The sequence below is a fragment of the Microbacterium sp. LWH10-1.2 genome, assembly GCF_038397765.1.
GTDB lineage: Bacteria > Actinomycetota > Actinomycetes > Actinomycetales > Microbacteriaceae > Microbacterium > Microbacterium natoriense.
Genome location: NZ_CP151638.1, coordinates 2,197,627 through 2,216,184 on the forward strand (window position 1 = coordinate 2,197,627; position 18,558 = coordinate 2,216,184).

An 18,558-nucleotide genomic window follows, 5' to 3' on the forward strand; every position below is an offset into this window, starting at 1 on the left:
AGCATTCGCGTGACCGCAACGACGACCCCTGACTTCCATCCGCTCGCCGACTCCGTGCAGCCCGTCTTCGACACGGTGCTCGCCCGCAGCCCGCACGAGCCGGAGTTCCACCAGGCCGTGCACGAGGTGCTGCACTCGATCGCCCCGGTGCTCGAGCAGCACCCGGAGTACATCGACGGCGGCATCCTGGAGCGCCTGGTCGAGCCGGAGCGCCAGATCATGTTCCGCGTGCCGTGGGTCGACGACGCCGGACGTCTGCAGGTCAACCGCGGCTACCGCATCCAGTTCTCCTCGGTGCTCGGCCCCTACAAGGGCGGCCTGCGCTTCCACCCGTCGGTGAACCTCTCGATCATCAAGTTCCTCGGCTTCGAGCAGATCTTCAAGAACGCCCTCACCGGTCAGGGCATCGGCGGAGGCAAGGGCGGATCGGACTTCGACCCGCACGGCCGGTCCGATGCCGAGGTCATGCGCTTCTGCCAGTCGTTCATGAACGAGCTGTACCGCCACCTCGGCGAGCACACCGACGTCCCCGCGGGAGACATCGGCGTCGGCGGCCGCGAGATCGGCTACCTCTTCGGCCAGTACCGCAAGGTCACCAACCGTCACGAGTCGGGCATGTTCACCGGCAAGGGCACAGGCTGGGGCGGCGCCGAGGTGCGCACGGAGGCCACCGGATACGGCGCGGTGTTCTTCGCTCAGGAGATGCTCGCCGTGCACGGCGAGACGCTCGCCGGAAAGCGCGTCGGCATCTCCGGCTCGGGCAACGTCGCGATCTACGCGATCCAGAAGGCGACCCAGCTCGGCGCGACCGCCGTCACGGCATCCGACTCCTCCGGCTACGTCGTCGACGACGCCGGCATCGACCTCGACCTGCTCCGTCAGCTCAAGGAGGTCGAGCGCGCCCGCATCGTCGAGTACGCGAACCGCCGTCCGAGCGCCCGCTTCGTCGAGGGCGGCAGCGTCTGGGAGGTGCCGGTCGACATCGCCGTGCCGTCCGCCACGCAGAACGAGGTGAGCCTGGCCGATGCCGAGGCGCTCATCGCCAACGGCGTGCGCGCCGTCTCCGAGGGCGCGAACATGCCCTGCGTCCCCGACGCGGTCGACGCCTTCCAGAAGGCGGGAGTGCTCTTCGCCCCCGGAAAGGCCGCGAACGCCGGCGGCGTCGCGACCTCGGCACTGGAGATGAGCCAGAACGCGTCGCGCCAGCGTTGGAGCTTCGGCGACAGCGAGAACAAGCTCCGCGAGATCATGGCCGACATCCACTCCGCGGCCTTCGACGCCGCCGAGCGCCACGGCCGTCCTGGTGACTACGTCGCCGGGGCCAACATCGCCGGCTTCGAGCGCGTCGCCGCCGCGATGCTCGCCCAGGGCGTCATCTGACCCCTCATCGACGAGAAGAAGGCCGCCTCCCGCGTGAGCGAGGGGCGGCCTTCTTCATGGCCGGATGCCGTCAGCTCTCGTCGACCGGCACCTTGACGACCTTGTTGTAGCCCGTCACGGCCTGGTTCTCGTCGAACGCGACGACCTTCTTGCGGAATCCCCTCGTGATGACGGCGAGGTAGATCACGCCGAGCACGGTCCAGACGAGCCCGCCGCGCAGCGCATCCTCGTGCAGGTTCGCCCACAGGAGGCCGGTGAGCACCATGCCGATCGCGGGCATCACGATGTAGTTGAAGATGTCGCCCGGCGTCTTCCGACGGCCCTTGCGGATCGCGAACCAGGCGATCACCGAGATGTTCACGAAGGTGAACGCGATCAGCGCACCGAAGTTGATCCACGCGGCGATCAGCTCGAGGGTGAACGGGATGGCCAGCAGGCAGATCGCGCCGACGAGCACGATGTTGAAGGTCGGCGTGTGCGTGCGCGGGTTGATGTAGCCGAAGAAGCGCTGCGGGAGGACGTTGTTGCGTCCCATCACGAGCAGCATGCGGGAGACCGACGCGTGCGACGCGAGACCCGAGGCGAGCGTGGCCGCGAAGCCCGCCGCCGTCAGGACCGCCATCAGGACGTCGCCGCCGACGAGCTTGCCGATGATCGGCAGCGTCGAGTCCTCGACGTACTGCATGTCGCCACCAGGGGCGAACTCGTTCCAGTCGGGGAAGCGAAGCTGCGTGACGTACGAGGCGACGAGGAAGATCGCACCGCCGAGCAGCACGGTGAGCAGGATCGCCTTCGGCATGATCTTGGGATCCTTCGCCTCCTCCGCGTACATCGTCACCGCGTCGAAGCCGATGAACGAGAAGCACACGATCGTGGCGCCCATGAGCACCGCGCCCATCGTGACGCCGTCGTGGATGAACGGCGCGGCCGAGGCGATGGTGGCGGCGCCCTCACCGCGCATGAGCTGTGCGACGACCATCACGACGAACACGGCCATGACGATGATCGAGAACACCAGCAGGATCATGTTCGCGTTCGAGGTGCCGCGCATCGTCATGTAGATGACCGAGGTGACCAGGATGCAGTAGAGCACGACCCAGATCCAGCCCGGGATGTCGGGAAAGAGCGCCTCGAGGTAGCTGCGGAGGATGAGGCAGTTCACCATCGGCAGCAGGACGTAGTCGATCAGCGAGGTCCAGCCGACCATGAAGCCGAGGTTCGGGTGGATCGATTCGCGCACGTAGGTGTACGCCGACCCAGCGCTCGGGATCGCGCTGGAGATCTTGCCGTAGCTGATCGCCGTGAAGACCATCACCACCAGGGCGACGAGGTACGCCGCGGGCACCACATCGTTCGTGTCGCGGGCGACCATACCGAACGTGTCGAAGACGACGGTGGGGGTCATGTAGCCGAGTCCGAGTCCGACGATCGCCCACAGGCCGAGGTTCCGCTTCAGGGTGCCACCGCCCTGGGCGAGCGGCTTGGTCTTTGTCGCCATATGTTCACTCCTTAGGGAACAACGCAAGGGGTCGGAGTCCGGGTCGTCCGACGTTGAGGATCAGTATGTACCCATCCATTCCTCAGCGCGACCCCTAGAACTGATTCGAAACACGCAGTTAACATGACGGAACGGCACGGGATTCGAAGGGGGCGAGTCAGCGACTACCAGCCTTCGCGCAGCACCCTGTCCAGCATCCGGACCACATGGTCGGCGCTCGCGGCCGTCAGACACAGAGGCGGCTTGATCTTGAGGACGTTCGAGCGCTCCGAGGTCGTGAGCACGATCACGCCCAGCTCGCGGAGCCGCTCGCAGATCGCGGCGGCCTCCGCGGCGGCGGGCTCCATCGTCTCCCGGTCGCGGACCAGCTCGACCCCGAGATAGAGCCCCTCCCCGTGCACCGGTCCGACGAGCGGATGCCGGTCGCCGAGGTCGCTGAGCGCCGAGGCGAGCCGCTCCCCGATCTCCAGGGCGTTGCGCTGCAGATCGTCTTCGACCATCGCGTCGAGCACGGCGATGCCGACCCGACAGCTCAGCGTGCTGCCGCCGGCGGAGGAGAAGAACTGCCCCTGCACGGCCAGGGCGTCGGCGATCGTGGCGGAGGTGATCACCCCGCCGATCGGGAACCCGTTGCCCATGGGCTTGGCGATCGTGACGATGTCAGGGAGCACTCCGGAGCGTTCGAACCCCCAGAAATGGCGACCCGTGCGGCCGAATCCGACCTGCACCTCATCGGCGATGCACAGACCGCCGGCGGCGCGGACGAGCTCGTAGGCGCCGGCCAGATACCCGTCAGGCAGGAGCACCCCTCCCGCATTGCCGAGGATCGACTCGCACACGAACCCCGCGACGTCCCTCCCCTCGGCGGCGAGCATCTCGATGTCGGCGGCGAGATCCGCGAGATAGCGTTCGGCCGTGCCGTCGCCGCGGTAGGTGCCGCGGAAGACGTTCGGCACGTCGGCGACGTGCACCCACTCCGGGCGGGTGCCGACGGCATCCGGGTTGTCGTATGCGCTCGTCGTCACGGCATCGCTGGCCATGGTCCAGCCGTGATACGCCTCGCGCAGCGCCACGATCGACCGCCGACCCGTCGCGGCCTGAGCCAGGCGCAGCGCGAGGTCGACCGCCTCCGACCCGCTGTTCACCAGCAGGACCGTGTCGAGCCCGCTCCCCTGCGGCATGAGCGCGAGCAGTCTCTCGCTGTACTCGGCGAGCTCGCGGAACAGGAAGCGCGAGTTCGTGCCGAGCGTGCGCAGCTGCCTGTTCGCCGCCTCGGCGACGCGCGGATGACCGTGCCCGAGTCCCGCCACGTTGTTCACCATGTCGATGTAGGCGCGGCCCGTGGTGTCGACCAGGTGGTGCCGCCATCCGCGTTGGATCTGCGGAGGGTGCTCGTAATAGCGCTCCTGGGCACTGGCGAACAGTCGTTCCCTGCGGCGCAGCTCGGCGGCGGACTCGTCGTGCTGCGCAAGAGACGCGAGCCCGAGCAGCGGGGCGGGGTCGGCGGTGAGACGGCTCCATGCCGCGACGCGGTCGGGAGCGACGAGCGCGGCTCCCGCCGAGGCCTCGGGTGGAAGCTCCGGCGCATCCTCGCGCCGCGCGCCGATCACGATCGTTCGCGCATCATCGGAGGCCGCGAGCGCGCCGATGCGCTCCCCCGCCCGCACCTCACGAGGCACGAGCCCGTCGATCCGCGCGCCTCGGATGCCGAGCACCCATCCGTCTTCGAGCACGATCCGCGCTCCGCCCTCGTGCGCACTGAGCCTGCCGCCGAGCGGCGCGGCGAGGGCGAGCTCCGCCCCGGCCGCGACGTGGACCTCGGTCTCGACCGGCCAGGTCGCGGCGGCATCCGCCCTGTCGATCTCGGTGCGGGTCAGGCGGAACACTCCGTACGGGAGCACCGCGGCCGACGCCCCCGATGCGAACGCCGCGGCGGCGAGAGCGGCCTCGGCATCCGGATCGAGCCAGAGTCCGGACTCCAGCTCCGCCGACTCGACTCCGGGGTCGAGCACGACCACAGGGCCGGAGAGCTCGGGGAGCAGCGCCGCGAGCGGAGCCGCATCCGTCGCCTGCTCGAACCGCGGTGCATCGAACCCCAGGCGCGCCCGCACGTGCTCGACGACCTCCGGCAGCGGGATGAGGGTCGCGGCGTCGAAGATCGCCTGTTCACCCGCGATGCGCTCCCTCGCGTAGTCGTTGTCTCCGTCGATCTCGAGCTGACGCCACCCACTGGCGACGAGCAGGCACGCACGGAGCACGACGAGCGGCCACACGGCACGCGCCTCTTCGTCTGTGAGCGGAGCATGGTCATGGAACGCCGCGATCGTGTCGAGCACCCGCAGCGGACGGTCCGGCTCGTGATGCAGCATCGACGACGCGCACACGGCGAGCTCCGCGACCCTCCAGCCGAGAGCGAGGTCGCCGAGATCGAGGACGGTGCCCGGGTGCAGGCGCGAATCCGTGCCGCGGGTCCCCGTGACGTTGTCGTCGGTGAGGTCGCCGTGGATCGGCTGCACAGGGAGCGCGGGCCCGAGCTCGGCGACGACGGCCTGCGCCTCGTCGGCGGCCGCACGGACCCGGGCGCGGAGCTCCGTGTCGGTGATCGACGACTCCAGCGCGACGGTCTCCGCATAGGCGACGCGCATGTCCCACATGTGCGCCCTGTCGAGGCCGGGATGCCGGAGAGCGGAGAGCGCCGTCACGGAGGCCGCGGCCAGCGCCCCGAATTCGGCCAGCACGACCGGAGCGAAATACCCCGCATCGACCATCGGCTCGCCCGCGGCGAACTCGCTGCGGCGCACCGCGAAGCCCCGCCAGCGCTGCGTGAGCTCGCCGTCGAGCCCTGTCAGCACGGCGGGCACCGAGACGCCGACGCGACGGTAGGCGTCCAGCGCCGCGTGCTGCGCGTCCCGCGCCTCGTCGCCGAAGACCGGGTTGTCGACGCGGAGCACGCTGCGCGCCCCTCCGGCCTCGGTCAGCACGAAGTTGCGGTCCTGATTGCTGCCGAGCTCGCTCGCCGTCGCGTCGAGGCCGTAGCACTCGCGCGCGATCGTGGCGGCATCCTGCTCTGTGACGGCGGGCCTGACCAGGCCTCCGCCCTGTTCCGCGCTCATGCGTCGCGGACCTCGGTGTCGTCGGCGTGCCGTGCGAGGGAGCTGCCGTAGCGCTCCGTGAGCTGCACCATGAGATCGGGGGTGTCGCGGTCGACCCCGAACACGTGACCGGGGAAGTCCAGCTCGGGCTGGGCGGCGGCGATCTCCGCCTCGCGGTCGGGCGAGAGCAGCTGGACCGGATCGCCCACCGCGACCCAGCCGATCGGGACGACGGCGCCCGCGGGGAGGACCGCCCTGCGGTGCACGATCGCGTTGACGCGCACCTCGCAGCGGTCGCCGATCAGCGCGCCGTTGAAGATGCGGGCCCCCGAGGCGAGGAAGACCTCCTCGCCCACCGTGGCGCCGGCGATGCTCGCGAGCGTGCCGACGAGTGTGTGCGCCCCGATGTGCACCGCATTCGCGGCGGTCGCCCTGATGAGCGCGTTCTCCATCACGATCACGTGCTCGCCGAGCGTGATCGGGCCGCCCTCCGCGGTGATCACGGCTCCGTGCAGCACTTGGCAGTTCGGGCCGATCTCGACGTCTCCGGAGATCACGGCTGTGGGAGCGACGACGGCGGTGTCATGGATCCGGGGCCGAGCCCCGAGGTGCTCGTACAACATGCCGCCAGACTAGTGCGACGGACGGACGGACGTGCACGATTCCCCCGCAACCGGGGTGCGGCAGGTGGGTCTCGCCTCGCTCCCCCGAGCACGGCTTCGGAGCGGCAGATCGACACCCCGTCGGCATCCCGCTCGTCCTCGGCGTGTCGCGCCCCTCCTCCGAAGTTGTGCTCCGCCGGATCCCAGGCGGGGGTGTCGGTGCGGAACTCCGACGTCATCTGCGCCGACCACGACTACGCTCGGGGCATGGTCGACGTCCCCTACCGTGCGCTGCCGGCAGCGCGGGATGCGGTGCGGCTCGCATCCGCCGCCGGCATCGTGCTCGGCGCTGCCGTGCTGACGGGATGCTTCCCCTCCCCGACTCCGCCTGCACCGACCCCGACTCCGTCCCCGTCGTCCGTCGTCGTCGACGAGTACGCGTCCTACTACGACGAGCTCTCCCCAGCCGTGGCCCTGGTCGCTCCTGCGTCGATGTGGGGAAGCTTCGGCCCGGAGGATGCGACCCAGCCGGCCTTCTGGATGGATCAGAGCCAGCCACCAGGAGATCTCACCGTGGTTCTGGAGTGCGTCGGCGCAGAGACTCTCGATCTGCGCTTCGCCGAAGGAGATGCCCCGCCCAGCCACACCACGCCGTCTCTGCTGGAGGTGAACTGCCCCTCGACGACGATCACGCAGGTGACGACGGTGGGAGAGGGGTTCGCGGTGGAGGTCGACAGCCACGGGCAGACGGGAGCCTTCCGGGTCAGCGTCGCACCGGCAGGGTGACGACTACTCCCGCGGCGACCCCACGCGAGGCCGCATCATCGCCGCGACGACGGCGGCGACGACCGCGGGCAGGAAGGCGAACCCCACGGTGGGTGCGCCGAGGAAGGCGACACCGAGGAGCAGCCCCGCCGAGACGAGACTCACGACCGGCCACCACCTCCCGCGGACCAGGGCAGGGGCCAGCGCGATGACGACCGGGACCGCCACGACGAGCAGCATGATCGGACCGTTGTACTGCCAGATGCTCAGGGTGCTGGTGCTCTCGTTCCCCGCGGAGTCCGTGCGCACCACGGTGTAGCTGGGCAGGAAGAGCACGAGCGCCCCGGCGACGGCCGCCAGCACCGTCGACAGCACCTGCAGCGCGCGCTTGATGCTCAGCCGCCCCACGTCAGTCCCGCTGACCGGCCGCGACCGGCTCGGGGAAGAGCGCGGTGAACAGCTGCGCCACCCACTCCAGCAGGGCCTTGTCGGCGAGCGGCTCCAGGCCGACGCCGACGGCAGCGGGCACGGTCGGCATCGGCACGACCAGCGCTTCTCCCCCGCCGACGAGCTTCGCCTTCGGGTAGAGCCGCTGCATCCGCACCTTGATCGAGTCCTCGAAGCGCGCCGGGGCGATCCGCAGGTTCGACCCCATCGTGACGACATCCGTCAGCCCGGCCCTCGCGGCGCGACGGCGCAGGCGGGCGATGGCGATCAGCCCCTCGACCTCCTCTGGCAGAGTTCCGTAGCGGTCGGTGAGCTCGGCGATGACGAGGTCGATCGCCTCGTCCTTGGCCGTCGCGGCCGAAGCCGCCGAGAGCTTCTGATACGCCTCCAGGCGCAGTCGCTCGCTGTCGATGTAGAACTCGGGGATCCGCGCGTCGAGCGGGAGCTCGAGCCGCAGCTCCTGCCCGCTCTCGACCTCCTCGCCACGGAACGTGGACACGGCCTCGCCGATCATGCGCAGGTACAGATCGAAGCCGACGCCCGCGATGTGACCTGCCTGCTCCGCGCCGAGCATGTTGCCCGCGCCCCGCAGCTCCAGGTCCTTGAGGGCGACCTGCATGCCGGAGCCGAGGTCGTTGTTCACGGCGATGGTCTGCAGCCGGTCGGCCGCCGTCTCGGACAGCGGCTTCATGTCGTCGTAGAGGAAGTACGCGTAGGCGCGTTCGCGTCCGCGGCCGACGCGTCCGCGGAGCTGGTGCAGCTGGCTCAGACCGTACTTGTCGGCGCGGTCGATGATGATCGTGTTGGCGTTGGAGATGTCGAGCCCGGTCTCGATGATCGTCGTCGAGACGAGCACGTCGAACTTGCGCTCCCAGAAGTCGTCGACGACCTGCTCCAGCTGGTGCTCCCCCATCTGACCGTGCGCCACGGCGATGCGGGCCTCCGGCACGAGCTCGGCGAGCTCCGCCGCGACGCGCTGGATCGACTGCACCCGGTTGTGCACGAAGAACACCTGCCCCTCGCGGAGGATCTCCCTGCGGATCGCGGCCGCCATCTGCTTGTCGCTGCGGGGTCCGACGAAGGAGAGGATCGGATGCCGGTCCTCGGGCGGCGTCGCGAGAGTGGACATCTCGCGGATGCCGGTGACGGCCATCTCGAGCGTGCGCGGGATCGGCGTGGCGCTCATCGCGAGGATGTCGACGTTCGTCTTCATCTTCTTCAGCGCGTCCTTGTGCTCGACGCCGAAGCGCTGCTCCTCGTCGATGATCATCAGACCGAGGTCCTTGAACATCACCTGGTCGGTGAGGATGCGGTGCGTGCCGATGACCATGTCGACGGTGCCGTCGAGGAGGCCGTCGAGCGTGAGCCGGGCCTCTTTGTCGGTCTGGAACCGCGACAGCGGACGCACCTTGACCGGGAATCCGGCGAAGCGCTCGGTGAACGTCTCCAGGTGCTGCTTGACCAGCAGGGTCGTCGGCACGAGCATGGCGACCTGCTTGCCGTCCTGGATCGCCTTGAACGCCGCACGCACCGCGACCTCGGTCTTGCCGAAGCCGACGTCGCCCGACAGCAACCGGTCCATCGGGATGGGTCGCTCCATGTCGGCCTTGATCTCGTCGATCGTCTGCAGCTGGTCAGGAGTCTCAGCGAACGGGAACGCCTCCTCCAGCTCACGCTGCCAGGGCGTGTCGGGGCCGAACGCGTGCCCCTTGGCCCCCATGCGCGCCGAGTACAGCTTGACGAGCTCGACCGCGATGTCGCGCACGGCCTTGCGCGCCTTGCCCTTCGCCGCAGCCCAGTCGCTGCCGCCCATCTTCGACAGCGTCGGGGCCTCGCCGCCGACGTACTTCGAGAGCGAGTCGAGCTGGTCGGTCGGGACGAAGAGCTTGTCGCCCGGGTAGCCGCGCTTGGACGGCGAGTACTCCAGCACGAGGTAGTCGCGCACCGACTTCGTGGCGTTGCGGCCTCCGGTGGAGACCTCCCGCTGCGTCATCTCCACGAAGCGGCCGATGCCGTGGGTCGAGTGCACGACGAAGTCGCCCGGCTTGAGCTGCAGCGGATCGACGACGTTCTTGCGCCGCGAGGCGAGCTTCTTGACGACGCGCTGGTCGCCGCCGATGGTGCGGCCGTAGAACTCGTTGTCCGTGAGGACGGCGAGCTTCGCCTCCGGCACCTGGAACCCGGCCTCCACCGACCCCGTGACGAGGGTCGCGACCCCTCCGTCGGGCAGGCCGGTGAGGGAGTCGACGACGCGGGCGGCGATGCCGCGGTCGGAGAGCACGTCGCGCGCGCGGTCGACAAGACCGGCGCCGGTCGCGATGACGACCACGCGCCACCCCTCCGAGACCCGGGCGTCGACGAAGGAGATCGCGCCGTCGACGTTGCCGTGGAAGGACGGGATCACCACGGCATCCGCGGTGTCGACGTCGGCGTCGCCGATCGAGAACGGGCTCAGCCGCCACAGGACGCCGCCGCGGTCGCGCACGACCTCGCGGAGCTCGGCGATGGTGAGGAAGTCGCCCGCGCCCAGGTCGATGGGGGCGGAGGCGCCCGAGGTCGCCGCGCTCCACGCGGCGTCGAGGAACTCGCGGTTGGTGTCGCCGAGCGTGATCGCGCGTGCGGTCGAGCGCTCCGGGTCGATGATCGCCGTCACACTGCCCTCCGGCAGGTACTCGACCAGCGACTTGAGCGGTCCCGCGACAGCGGGCAGCAGCGACTCCATGCCCTCGACCGGGATGCCCTCGGCCATCTTCTCGAGCATGCCCGCGATGGCGGGGAACGCATCCTTGAGCGCACGCGCGTTGTCGCGCACGTCCTGCGTGAGGAGGAGCTCTCGGCTCGGCTGCAGGTCGACGAGATCGACGTCTCCCGGCAGCGAGCGCTGGTCGGCGACGGAGAACGCGCGGATCTGGTCGATCTCGTCGCCGAAGAACTCGACGCGGTACGGATGCTCGGAGATCGGCGGGAACACGTCGAGGATGCCGCCGCGCACGGCGAACTCTCCTCGGCGCGACACCATGTCGACGCGCGAGTAGGCACGCTCGACGAGCTGCGCCGCGACCGTGTCGAGCTCGTTGCCCCTGCTGCCGATCCTGAGCTCGAGGGGGGCGATCTCGCCGAGGTTGCCGGCGATCGGCTGGAGTGCCGCGCGCACGGAGGCGACGACGATCAGCGGGTGATCCCCCGTCCACTCGGCGATGCGGCGAAGGGCCTGGAGGCGCTGGCCCACCGTGTCGGGGCTGGGGCTCAGCCGCTCATGCGGCAGAGTCTCCCACGCGGGGAAGGTGAGCACCTCGGCGTCCGGCAGGTAGGCGCCGAGAGCGGCGGCCAGGCTCTCCGCACGACGCCCCGTGGGCACCACGGCGAGCGCCGCCGCCGTCTGGCCCGCCGCACGACGCTTCTCGAGCAGCCCGGCGAGCACCGGGGCGTCGAGTCCGTCGACGAGGCCGAGATCGGCGTCGGTCTGCGCCCAGCTGAGGGCGTCACGATACAGAGACGCCTCTTCCAAGGCGCGCAGAATCCCCGGAACAGTCACCGGACAAGCTTAGACCGGGGCCTGCGACATCGGGCCCGGCGCATAGGATGCCGGGATGGAACCGGTCACCCTCACCACCGATCGTCTCGTCCTGCGCACGCCCACGGAGGCGGATGCCGAGGCGATCGATCGCGCCTGCCAGGACCCGGAGATCCCCCGTTGGACGACCGTGCCGAGCCCGTACACGCGCGAGCACGCGGACGGGTTCATCCGGATGATCGCCGACGGCTGGGCGGAGGAGACGGGCGCCGTGTGGGGCATCCGGGCGGACGACGCGTTCCTCGGCGTCATCAGCCTCGACGGATTCACGCCGCAGGTCGGCGGCGCGCACGCCGAACTCGGCTATTGGATGGCGCCGGAGGCCCGCGGTCGCGGATATCTGGTCGAGGCGGGTCGCGCCGTGGTCGAGTGGGGCTTCGCCGAGCTCGGACTCGCCCGCATCCAGTGGCAGGCGGTCGTCGGCAACGTCCCCTCCGCACGTGCGGCGAGGGCGCTCGGGTTCCGCTACGAGGGCCTGCGCCGCCAGGCCCTGACCAGCCCGCGCGGGCGGGACGACGGCTGGACCGCCGGCCTCCTCCCCTCCGACGACCGCACACCCGTGCCCTGGCCGATCCTCTGACCCTGCCGGCCGTGAGGGGTCGCAGAATGCCGCATCTATGCCCCCGTATCCGGCAGATGCTGACCCCTCACGCGGTCAGACCCGCTCGTACAGGGTGACGACGCACGCGCTGCCGAGGCCGAGGTTGTGCTGGAGCGCGAGAGTGACGTCGTCGACCTGGCGGTCACCGGCCGTGCCCCGGAGCTGCCACACCAGCTCTGCGCACTGCGCGAGTCCCGTGGCGCCGAGCGGATGCCCCTTCGAGAGCAGTCCGCCCGAGGGGTTCGTCACGACCTGTCCGCCATAGGTGTTCTGCCCGTCGAGGATGAAGCGCTCGCTCGTGCCCTCGGGCGTGAGGCGCAGCGCCTCGTAGGCGAGCACCTCGTTCGTCGTGAAGCAGTCGTGCAGCTCCACGACCCGCAGGTCGCGTGGATCGACGCCGGCCTCCTCGTAGACGGCATCCGCGGCGCGCTGCGCGATCGATGCTCCGACGAGCGCCATCGCGTCTCCGCCGAACGTGTCGGCTCTGTCGCTCGTCATCGCCTGGGCTCGGATGCGCACCGAGGCGTCGAGTCCGTGCGCCCGCGCGAACTCCTCGGTGCAGAGCACCGCCGCGGCCGCTCCGCAGGTCGGCGGGCAGCACTGCAGTCGTGTGAGAGGCCCGTACACGTGCGGGGAGGCGAGCACCTCCTCCACCGTGATCGGATCGCGGAACACCGCGTAGGGGTTCGCGGCGGCGTGCCGACGGGACTTGACCGTGACGTGCGCGAAGACGGCGGGATCCATCGCGTACCTCTCCGCGTACGCCGCCCCGGCGTCGCCGAAGAACTGCGCGGCCGGTGGCGCATCGGAGGCGCCGCGATGCGCCACCCGCGACTCGGTGAACCGCCACAGCGAGTCCGGGCGGTCGTCGTACATGCTGCCGATCGCGCCACGGGCCATCTGCTCGAACCCCACGACGAGCACGCAGTCGGCCGTGCCGGAGAGGATCGCCTGGCGCCCCAGCCACAGCGCGCTCGATCCGCTCGCGCAGTAGTTGTTGACGTTGAACACCGGGACCCCCGTCGTCCCCACCCCGTAGACGGCCGTCTGTCCGGCCGCCGTGTCGGCGTAGACGTACCCCGCGTACACCGCGTCCACGACGTCGAGTCCGATGCCGGCATCCGCCAGCGCCTCCCGGATCGCCCGCTCCCCCATCACGTCGTACGACGCGGTGCGCGAGGGCGTGACGAACGGGATCATCCCGACGCCGGCGACGACGACGCTCACGACGCGACCCGCAGTCCGCGGCGGAGCGCCGGCTTGTCGATCTTGCCGACCGGGTTCTTGGGGAGCTCGTCGAGGACGATGATGCGAGCGGGGCACTTGAACGACGCCAGGATGCTGCGCGCATGCGCGTCGAGCTCGTCGGGTGTGGCCGCGGCGTCCGCGCTCAGCGACACGAAGGCGACGGGGATCTCGCCCAGCACGGGGTCCGGTGCGCCGACGACGGCGGCCTCCCGCACGTCCGGATGCGTGTAGAGCGCGTTCTCGATCTCCTTGGGATAGAGGTTCTCTCCCCCTCGGATGATCATGTCCTTGATGCGGTCGACGATCTGCAGGTAGCCGTCCTCATCGAACCGGCCGAGGTCGCCGGTGCGCAGCCATCCGTCCACCACGGTCCGCTCGGTCTCCTCGGGACGCCCCAGGTACCCGGCCATGACGACGGGGCCGGAGACCACCACCTCGCCGACCTCGCCCGATGCCAGGTGCCGGCCGTCCTCTCCGATCACGGCGACGCGCTGGCCGGGCAGCGGAAGACCGACGGTTCCGGGCTTGCGGGTTCCGTGCAGTGGATTGATGGTCGAGGCGCAGGTCGTCTCGGAGAGCCCGTAGCCCTCCACGATCGTGACGTCGAACCGCTTCTCGAAGCGCTCGATCGACTCGGCCGGCATCGGCGCCGCGCCGCACACGGCGAAGCGCAGCGACGAGGTGTCCGGCCGCACGTCGTCGGGCAGAGAGGAGAGCAGCGCGTAGATCGCCGGCACGGCGGAGAAGTAGGTGGGGCGCAGCCGCTCGACGTCGGCGAAGAACCTGTCGCGTGAGAAGCGCCCGGTGATGCTGACCTGGCCCCCTGCGCGCAGCGGGGTCAGCGTGCCGAGCACGATGCCGTTCGCGTGGAACAGCGGGAGCACGAGGAGGCTGTGATCAGCGGCTCCGAGCTCGAACCACTCCACGAACGACGCGGTCATCGCGTCGAGGTTGGCGTGGGTGAGCATGACGCCCTTCGGGCTCCCGGTCGTTCCGCTCGTGTAGATGAGGAGCGCGAGATCGTCGGTCGTCGTCAGAGGATGCCCGAGGACGCGGTCCCCCGCTGCGAGCTCGTCGAGGAGGACGGAGGGTGCGCCGAGATCGCGCGTGCCGTCTTCCGCGACGACCAGCACCGCGCCGGCATCCGCGACCTGATACGCCGCCTCCGTCTGTCCGAGGACCGGATTGATCGGCGTGACCGCCGCTCCCAGTCGCCACGCGGCGAACAGCGCGACGATCAGCTCGACCCGGTTGGGCAGTGCCAGGGCGATGACGCTGCCGGCGCGAACACCGCGCGCGTGCAGCGCTCCAGCCGCGGCCTCGACCCTGGCGAGGAGGTCGGCGTTGCTGAGCTCGACGGCGTCGTCGCGCAGGCTGGGCGCTGCCGGGGCCTCGGCGGCGCGGACGGCGGGCAGTGCGGCGAAGTGCATGGGTGCTCCAGAGGGATCGAGGGTGCCTGCGGCGGGGCGCCGCGCCGGGGCGGCGCGGCGCCCCTGTGGGGTGGTCACACCCGGGTGACCACGGGTTCGGCGACGAGGCCGAAGGCGCGGAGCTGCCCCAGCAGCTCGTGGTGCCCGAACGCCTGGCACGCCGAGGCGAATCCGACCCGGCGGGGCGCCTCCTGGATCAGCGAGAACGCGGCGAAGGCCTGCAGCAGTCCGGTCTGCTTGTAGTTGCTGTTGCCGTGGATCACCACGTGCGACCGACCGAGCGGACCGGACGCGTGCACCGAGTCGACCGACCTGTTGTAGCGCGGGTTCTCACGCGGCGGCATGCTCGCCTGGAGGCCCGCGGCGATGTCGGCGAGCGCCTTCTCCTGCGCCTCCGGCTCGAGCGGCTTGATCTGCTCCTCGAACATCTGCACCGTCAGTCCGACGTTCTCCATCACGGCGCGGTTGAGCACGCCGCCGAAGGAGCGGACGCTGGACACTCGCGGGTCGTGCTGGAACCAGATCGGATGCGACATCCCGCCCCACGGCACCGCGACGGCCTGCTCGTGGTAGCCGGGCACCGTCACGTCGAACCTCGAGAGGTGGTCCCACGCGACGAGCTGGTTCTGCTCGAGGTAGTACCAGTCGGCCTTGAGGATCGTGAAGATGGTCTGCGTCGACGCGAACGTCGGCAGCCCCTTCCAGAACACGAGGATGTCGAGGGTGTCGTATCCCCCGGGCTCGAGGGCGATGTTGGCCGCGATCTCGCTCGTCGTGTACATGTGCGCGATGCCGGGAGACAGCAGCAGCCCCTTCGCGGCGAACTGCGCGCCCCATCGGTCGCGCGCGGCCATCACCCAGTCCTGCTCTCCGGTGGTGTCGGTGTAGTGCGCCCCGATCTGCAGGGCGGCCTCGACGACCTCCGGGCCGAACTTGATGAACGGTCCCACCGTGTTGCAGATCACCGCGGCGCCGTCGAATGCCTCCGCCAGCGCTGCGGCGTCGTTCTCGACGCCGACGATCTCGTAGTCGGCCGTCTCGATCCCCGGGATCTTCTCCACGACCTTGCGGACGCGTTCCGCATCTCGCCCCGCGGCCACGAAGGGCACGCCGAGTTCGCGCAGGTACTCGCAGATCAACCGGCCTGTGTATCCGCTGACGCCGTAGACGACGACGGGCTTGTCCGTGCTCATGGTGTTCTCCTCACATCCCCATCGCGCCGTCGATCGACAGCGTCGTCCCGTTGACGAACGCCGAGTCCGAGGAGAGCAGGAACGCGATCCCCGCGGCGATGTCGTCCTCCGTCGCGAGGCGCCCCGATGGCGTCAGGCCGACCACGGCGGTCACGGCGTCCTGCGCCGAGGGGAACAGCCCCAGCCGTTCCATGTCCCCGGCCAGCTGCGCGCCCATCGCGTTGGGGACGAGCCCTGGGCAGACGGTGTTCACGCGCACGCCGTAGCCGAGACGGCCCGACTCCGCGGCGGCGACCTTGGTGAGCCGCTCGACGGCGGACTTGGATGCCGAGTACGCTGCGATGCCCGGGAAGGCGATGGTCGCCGCCACCGAGGCGATGTTCACGATCGCGCCGCTTACTCCCGAACCGTCGTCCTGGCGCATGCTGCGGAAGGCGTGCTTGATGCCGAGCGCCGTACCCAGGACGTTCACGTCGAGGATCCTGCGCATGTTCGCGGCGTCGAGGTCGACGAAGAGGTCGGAGATCTCGATGCCCGCGTTGTTCACGAGGGCATCGAGTCCGCCGAGGGCGTCCAGCGCCTGCGCGGTGGCGGCGGTCCAGGACGCGTCATCCGTCACGTCGAGGGCCACGAACGTCGCCTGACGTCCGTCTGCCGTGAGCGCCGCGGCGGCTGCCGTGCCGGCCGACTCGTCGACATCGGCGAGGACGACGGCTGCTCCCCTCTCGGCGAGGACCTGCGCCGTGCGCAGCCCCAGCCCTCTCGCGCCGCCGGTGATCAGGGCACGTGTCCCCGTGAGATCAGTGGTCATGTCGATCCGTTCCTTTCGTCGTTGAAAGCGATGGGGACAGCAGATCAGAAATTTGGACACTTGACAAGGAAAATCTGGACATCTGCCCAAAAACGCGGATCAGCGCCCTCCGCAGGGCGTATGATCGCTTCACCGAGACCGGAGGAGGCGTGATGGGCGATGCGGCTGTGCGCGCGGAGCGGGCGGGGACCGACAAGTTCGCCGCGCGTCGACGCGAGCTGGCGGATGCCGCGCTGACGGCCATCGCCGAGCGCGGATTCGCCCGCACCGGCCTGCGCGATGTGGCCGCCCAGAGCGAGCTGTCGCACGGGCTGCTGCACTACTACTTCGAGGACAAGGACGATCTGATCGGCCAGGCGATCTGGCAGTACAAGTCGGAGTGCGCACGGCGCTACGACCCCATCGTCGAGTCGTCGAGGAGCGGAGCCGAACTCGCCGAGCGGTTCGGCGCAGAGATGGCGTCCACGCTGCGCGACGAAGCCGACATGCACCGGCTCTGGTACGACCTGCGCAATCAGGCCCTGTTCGACGCCGGCTTCCGCGACACCATCATCGCGATCGACGCGCTGCTCAGCGACATGGTGTGGGCCGTCGTCCAGCGCTTCTCCGAACTCGAGGGACGCGCGCCCGTCGTCGATCCGTCGTCGGCCTATGCGCTGTTCGACGGGATCTTCCTCAACGCGCTCATCGCCTATCTGCGCGGAGACCTGGATGCCGTCGAGCACCTGCGCGCCGCCAGCATCCGCCTGCTGCTGAGCGCCGTCTGAGCGTCGCCCCTAGCCGGATGTCGGATGCCGGTGTCAGGATGAGTCCATGCCGGAGATGCCCGAGGTCCAGGGACTGACGAGGTTCCTCGCCGAGCGCGCCGTCGGGCGCACCATCACCCGCGCCACGGTGGCGGCGATCTCGGCGCTGAAGACCTACGATCCGCCCATCCACGCACTCCAGGGCGCGGAGATCACGGCGGCGTCCCGCCACGGCAAGTTCGTCGTGCTGACGTGCCGCGACGACCTGCACCTCGCATTCCACCTCGCCAAGGCCGGGTGGCTGCGCTGGTACGACACGCTCCCCACCACGCTGATCAAGCCGGGCAAGTCGCCGATCGCGCTGCGCATCGCCCTCGACGACGGCAGCGGGTTCGATCTCACCGAGGCCGGCACCAAGAAGTCGCTCGCGGTCTACGTCGTGCGGGATCCGCAGGACGTCCCCGGCATCGCCCGTCTCGGGCCTGATCCGCTGGACCCGTCGTTCACGCGCGAGGTCTTCGCCGGCCTGCTCGCGGGGAAGCGGATGCAGATCAAGGGCCTCCTGCGCGATCAAGCCGTGATCGCCGGCATCGGCAACGCCTACTCCGACGAGATCCTGCACGCCGCGCGCATGTCTCCGTACGCGATCTCCGCGAAGCTCGACGACGACGAGATCGACCGGCTGTTCGCCGCGACGCACGCGACGCTGACGGATGCGGTGACCGCGGCCTCCGGCAAGCCCCCCGCCGATCTGAAGGATGCCAAGCGCCGCGGCATGCAGGTGCACGCCCGCCGCGGGGAGGCGTGCCCCGTGTGCGGCGACATCGTGCGGAGCGTGTTCTTCGCCGATCGCTCGATGGAGTACTGCCCGACGTGCCAGACGGGCGGCAAGCCGCTCGCCGATCGCCGCCTGTCGCGGCTGCTCAAGTAGCACCGCATTCCCTTTCATGTCGCGGAATGAATCTCTGTCAGACGCGTTGAGTACACTCAGAGCATCAACGTGCTCCGGGGTCGGTGTGAATCCGAACCGGCGGTGACAGTCCGCGAGCGTCTCGGTTCCACCGGGATGCCGATCCGGTGGAAATCCGGAACCGACGGTGATGCGAGAGTCATCTCGCTAGTCCGGAAGGGAGGCAGCACGGCGCGCTCGCGCGCGCGTTCTGCATCCCCC

Annotated in this window: 14 protein-coding genes and 1 riboswitch; of the genes, 5 read left to right on the forward strand and 9 right to left on the reverse strand. The window is 69.9% G+C overall.

The genetic code is table 11. The features are described 5' to 3' along the window. Positions 1-9 precede the first annotated feature (9 nt). A complete protein-coding gene (gene gdhA / locus MRBLWH10_RS10555; protein WP_223586786.1) occupies positions 10-1,380 on the forward strand; it encodes an NADP-specific glutamate dehydrogenase in 1,371 nt (456 codons plus the stop codon). A gap of 70 nt (positions 1,381-1,450) precedes the next feature. On the opposite strand, the gene MRBLWH10_RS10560 is transcribed toward gdhA, so the two are convergent. The 3 genes from MRBLWH10_RS10560 to MRBLWH10_RS10570 all read right to left on the reverse strand — a co-directional run bounded on the left by MRBLWH10_RS10560 (position 1,451) and on the right by MRBLWH10_RS10570 (position 6,593). Beyond that, entirely contained in the window at positions 1,451-2,878 is a 1,428-nt protein-coding gene (locus MRBLWH10_RS10560) for an APC family permease (RefSeq protein WP_341939819.1), read from the reverse strand. A 164-nt stretch (positions 2,879-3,042) separates the two neighbouring features. Further along, positions 3,043-5,991: an aminotransferase gene (locus tag MRBLWH10_RS10565; protein ID WP_341939820.1), complete on the reverse strand. Its 2,949-nt coding sequence runs from the start codon at positions 5,989-5,991 to the stop codon at positions 3,043-3,045. Beyond that, a complete protein-coding gene (locus MRBLWH10_RS10570) occupies positions 5,988-6,593 on the reverse strand; it encodes a gamma carbonic anhydrase family protein (RefSeq protein ID WP_105676176.1) in 606 nt (201 codons plus the stop codon). The genes MRBLWH10_RS10565 and MRBLWH10_RS10570 overlap by 4 nt, the downstream gene beginning before the upstream one ends. A 246-nt stretch (positions 6,594-6,839) precedes the next feature. Between MRBLWH10_RS10570 and MRBLWH10_RS10575 the strand changes: the two genes are divergently transcribed. Further along, on the forward strand, positions 6,840-7,358 hold the full coding sequence (locus tag MRBLWH10_RS10575; protein WP_341939821.1) for a hypothetical protein: 519 nt from the start codon (positions 6,840-6,842) through the stop codon (positions 7,356-7,358). A 3-nt stretch (positions 7,359-7,361) separates the two neighbouring features. Here MRBLWH10_RS10575 and MRBLWH10_RS10580 read toward each other — a convergent pair whose 3' ends face one another. After that, positions 7,362-7,745 (reverse strand): hypothetical protein, encoded by a 384-nt coding sequence (locus tag MRBLWH10_RS10580; protein WP_341939822.1) that lies wholly within the window; start codon positions 7,743-7,745, stop codon positions 7,362-7,364. A 1-nt stretch (position 7,746) separates the two neighbouring features. Further along, positions 7,747-11,319, reverse strand: coding sequence for a transcription-repair coupling factor (mfd, locus tag MRBLWH10_RS10585; RefSeq protein ID WP_341939823.1), 3,573 nt, complete (start codon positions 11,317-11,319; stop codon positions 7,747-7,749). A gap of 55 nt (positions 11,320-11,374) precedes the next feature. Here mfd and MRBLWH10_RS10590 point away from each other — a divergent pair, with 55 nt between their 5' ends. After that, a complete protein-coding gene (locus MRBLWH10_RS10590) occupies positions 11,375-11,938 on the forward strand; it encodes a GNAT family N-acetyltransferase (RefSeq protein ID WP_341939824.1) in 564 nt (187 codons plus the stop codon). A gap of 75 nt (positions 11,939-12,013) precedes the next feature. Here the strand turns inward: MRBLWH10_RS10590 and MRBLWH10_RS10595 are convergent, their stop codons facing one another. The 4 genes from MRBLWH10_RS10595 to MRBLWH10_RS10610 all read right to left on the reverse strand — a co-directional run bounded on the left by MRBLWH10_RS10595 (position 12,014) and on the right by MRBLWH10_RS10610 (position 16,641). Next, positions 12,014-13,186 (reverse strand): lipid-transfer protein, encoded by a 1,173-nt coding sequence (locus MRBLWH10_RS10595; RefSeq protein ID WP_341939825.1) that lies wholly within the window; start codon positions 13,184-13,186, stop codon positions 12,014-12,016. After that, positions 13,183-14,637 (reverse strand): AMP-binding protein, encoded by a 1,455-nt coding sequence (locus MRBLWH10_RS10600; protein ID WP_341939826.1) that lies wholly within the window; start codon positions 14,635-14,637, stop codon positions 13,183-13,185. Before MRBLWH10_RS10600 ends, MRBLWH10_RS10595 begins: the two co-directional genes overlap by 4 nt. Positions 14,638-14,711: 74 nt before the next feature. After that, the gene (locus MRBLWH10_RS10605; protein WP_341939827.1) at positions 14,712-15,830 is read right to left on the reverse strand and encodes a DUF5938 domain-containing protein; all 1,119 of its coding nucleotides are present in this window, start codon (positions 15,828-15,830) and stop codon (positions 14,712-14,714) included. 10 nt (positions 15,831-15,840) lie between these two features. After that, on the reverse strand, positions 15,841-16,641 hold the full coding sequence (locus MRBLWH10_RS10610) for an SDR family oxidoreductase (protein ID WP_341939828.1): 801 nt from the start codon (positions 16,639-16,641) through the stop codon (positions 15,841-15,843). 152 nt (positions 16,642-16,793) lie between these two features. On the opposite strand from MRBLWH10_RS10610, the gene MRBLWH10_RS10615 reads away from it, so the two are divergent. Both MRBLWH10_RS10615 and MRBLWH10_RS10620 read left to right on the forward strand, forming a co-directional pair. Beyond that, complete coding sequence (locus tag MRBLWH10_RS10615; RefSeq protein ID WP_105676163.1) at positions 16,794-17,408, forward strand: TetR/AcrR family transcriptional regulator; 615 nt, start codon at positions 16,794-16,796, stop codon at positions 17,406-17,408. 46 nt (positions 17,409-17,454) lie between these two features. Next, positions 17,455-18,318 (forward strand): DNA-formamidopyrimidine glycosylase family protein, encoded by an 864-nt coding sequence (locus MRBLWH10_RS10620; protein WP_341939829.1) that lies wholly within the window; start codon positions 17,455-17,457, stop codon positions 18,316-18,318. Positions 18,319-18,385: 67 nt separating this feature from the next. Beyond that, a riboswitch (FMN riboswitch) is annotated at positions 18,386-18,529 on the forward strand. Positions 18,530-18,558: the final 29 nt, after the last annotated feature.